At 40.1% G+C, this 2,747-nt stretch carries 3 protein-coding genes; 2 read left to right on the forward strand and 1 reads right to left on the reverse strand.

Annotation, left to right across the window (positions count from 1 at the left end; genetic code table 11):
* Window positions 1–280: 280 nt before the first annotated feature.
* Window positions 281–751, reverse strand: coding sequence for a DUF29 domain-containing protein (locus tag PX481_RS07915; protein WP_002776837.1), 471 nt, complete (start codon window positions 749–751; stop codon window positions 281–283).
* A 178-nt stretch (window positions 752–929) separates the two neighbouring features.
* On the opposite strand from PX481_RS07915, the gene PX481_RS07920 reads away from it, so the two are divergent.
* Both PX481_RS07920 and rppA read left to right on the forward strand, forming a co-directional pair.
* Window positions 930–1,988 (forward strand): DUF2157 domain-containing protein, encoded by a 1,059-nt coding sequence (locus PX481_RS07920; RefSeq protein WP_288094247.1) that lies wholly within the window; start codon window positions 930–932, stop codon window positions 1,986–1,988.
* A 103-nt stretch (window positions 1,989–2,091) separates the two neighbouring features.
* Window positions 2,092–2,747, forward strand: a 656-nt coding sequence (rppA, locus tag PX481_RS07925; protein WP_288094249.1) for a two-component system response regulator RppA, incomplete at its 3' end; no start/stop codon positions are given.

Genomic DNA, 2,747 nt, shown 5'->3' on the forward strand with positions numbered 1-2,747 from the left:
GGCGGCTCCCCAGAACAGTCTCAGCCTGGAAGTTGGTCACTAGCTAGACACTACCTAACAGCCACAGGCGATAGGCTGAGAGGCCAGAGATGCTGTCGTGGCTTTCATCTTACCTCTCAGCGGTTTTTGAGATGTTGCCTTGTAAGCTCTATTTAAAGTCAGTCGAATCGCTTAGTATCGGGAGACAGATGTGACTTGTATAGCTTCCCAGTTTTTGAGATTTGAAGACTTTTTAGAAGCATTTTGAAAGCGTCTTAGCCGATGGATTAAATATGAATTATCAGCCATAGAAATCTTCGTCAAGAATCTGTTCTAAGGAAAAAGGGCAGTCTAAGGGATATGCTTCCTCTGGAGGAATCGCAATTCCAAAGTCAGCCAATTTACTTTCCTTGATGGCAATTTTGCGACCTTTAGGATAGGTTTTATCGATGGCGATTGCTACATGAGATTTCAAAGAAGGGGTGTTTTCTAGTAAGGCGATAACTCGTTCCCTGTGTTCGACAATGGAGCTATACCAGCTAGATTTCATGCTTTCAGGGGCGGAGGATTGTACTTTTAATTTCAGTAAATGAGCCAGCAAAATCATTAAATTTCCTTCCAAGGCATTTTTATCTGATTTACCCAATTCTTTTAACTCCTCAACCAAATGAGATACATCTAATGCCTGAAAATCTCCTTGTTCTAACTGACCTATTGTTGTTATCAGCCATAATTGAAAATCTTGTTCATAGAGTTCTGATTTAGTTATCATGATGTCTTCGATAATAGTTAATATAGATTGAATTATACTCTATTTTGCAGATTTCGGATGTTGCAATCGGTAAATGTTAAGTTTTACTACAGGATTTAACATCTGCGCCTATGCCCTATTCCCTTATCCTTAGGATAGGCGGTTAAAATACATCTTAGCTTAAGGACTAGAGAATATTATGAGACTAGAAAGAGAAGATTTTGATTGGGCGGTACAACAAAACCTAATTACTGCCAGCCAAGCTGAAAATTTATGGACGGCTTTTTTATCCCGTTATCCCCAAGAAGATGAAGTTAATCGCCCTCGCTTTAATTTTGCTAATGTGGCCTATTATTTTGGGGCATTAATTGTTATCTCTGCCCTGGGGTGGTTTATGAACGAAGCTTGGGAGAGTTTCGGTGGTGCAGGACTATTTTTTATCGCCCTGTTTTATGCAATTTGTTTTATTTTTGCGGGGAAAAATCTCTATTTTCAGCAAAATCTCAAAATCCCCGGCGGCCTTTTATTTACCATGGCAGTGGCAATGACTCCCTTAGCAATCTACGGTTTACAACGCTGGACAGGATACTGGCAAGCCGGAAATATGGCCATTTATCCAGATTTCTATACCTGGACTAAAGGCGGTTGGTTTTTAATGGAATTAGGCACGATTATCGCAGGATTAATAACTTTAAGATTTGTTAAATTTCCTTTTTTAACTGCACCGATCGCCTTTAGTCTGTGGTATATGTCAATGGACTTAACCCCTTTGCTATTTGGAGAGAACGAATATATATGGAGAATGCGACTGTGGGTATCCTTTTGGTTTGGAATTGCCTGTTTAATAACTGCCTATTTAATTGATGTACGTCAGCGTCGCAGTCGGGGAGATTTTGCTTTTTGGCTATACCTATTCGGATTAATTATGTTTTGGTTTAGTCTATCTCTCCTCATCGATGATAATGAAGCGCAACGATTTTTGTACTGTCTAATTAACTTGGGATTGATGTTATTATCCGTCCTGCTAAAAAGAAGATTATTTGTGGTTTTCGGAGGTATCGGAGTATTTGCCTATCTTTCCTATCTCTCCTATCGTATCTTTGCCGATTCAATTTTCTTTCCCTTTGCCCTAACCGTCCTAGGACTTGGTATTATCTATATGGGAGTTTTGTATCAGCGTCATTACCAAACCATGGCTAGATTTCTTGAAAGTTATATCCCTCTCGAATGGCGCAATTTATTCCCCAAAGATCGATAATTAGGAGAAATGGGGACATGGGGATATGGGGAAATGGGGAGATTCAACTAAAAAACCCCAAAACCCCAAAACCCCAAAACCCAACACCATCTTTTTTACTTTTATGAAAATACTTATCGTTGATGATGAAAAAGAATTAACCGAACCCTTAGAACAAATTCTTGCTCAAGAAGGCTATGAAGTTGATATTGCTGATCATGGTCGGACGGGGTTAGAATTGGCACAAGAGAATAATTATGACCTCTTAATTCTCGATTGGATGTTACCCCAGCAATCCGGATTACAAATCTGTCAATATTTACGCAATCAAGGGGACACCACTCCCGTTTTGTTTCTAACCGCTAAGGATACCATAGACGATCGAGTGGCGGGATTAGATGCCGGCGCTGATGATTATTTAGTCAAACCCTTTCAACTGCGAGAATTATTAGCGAGAGTCCGCGCTTTATTGCGTCGTTCTCCCAATTTTGAAGCTAGTAATAGCAGTAAACTAAAATGTGCTGATTTAGAACTCGATAGCGAAAATCAAGTGGCTTATCGTCACGGTCGCACGATCAGTTTATCAGCAAAAGAAGTACAATTGTTGACTTTATTTATGACCCATCCAGGTCAACTTCTCACCCATGAACAAATTTATCAGCATCTCTGGTCAGAAGGGGAGCAACCTAATAGTAATGTGGTTCCTGCCCTGATGCGCTTACTGCGTCGTAAAATCGAAGCGGCCGGAGAAACACCTCTAATTAATACTGTCTATGGGAA

It is taken from the genome of Microcystis sp. M53603_WE2 (assembly GCF_030065435.1).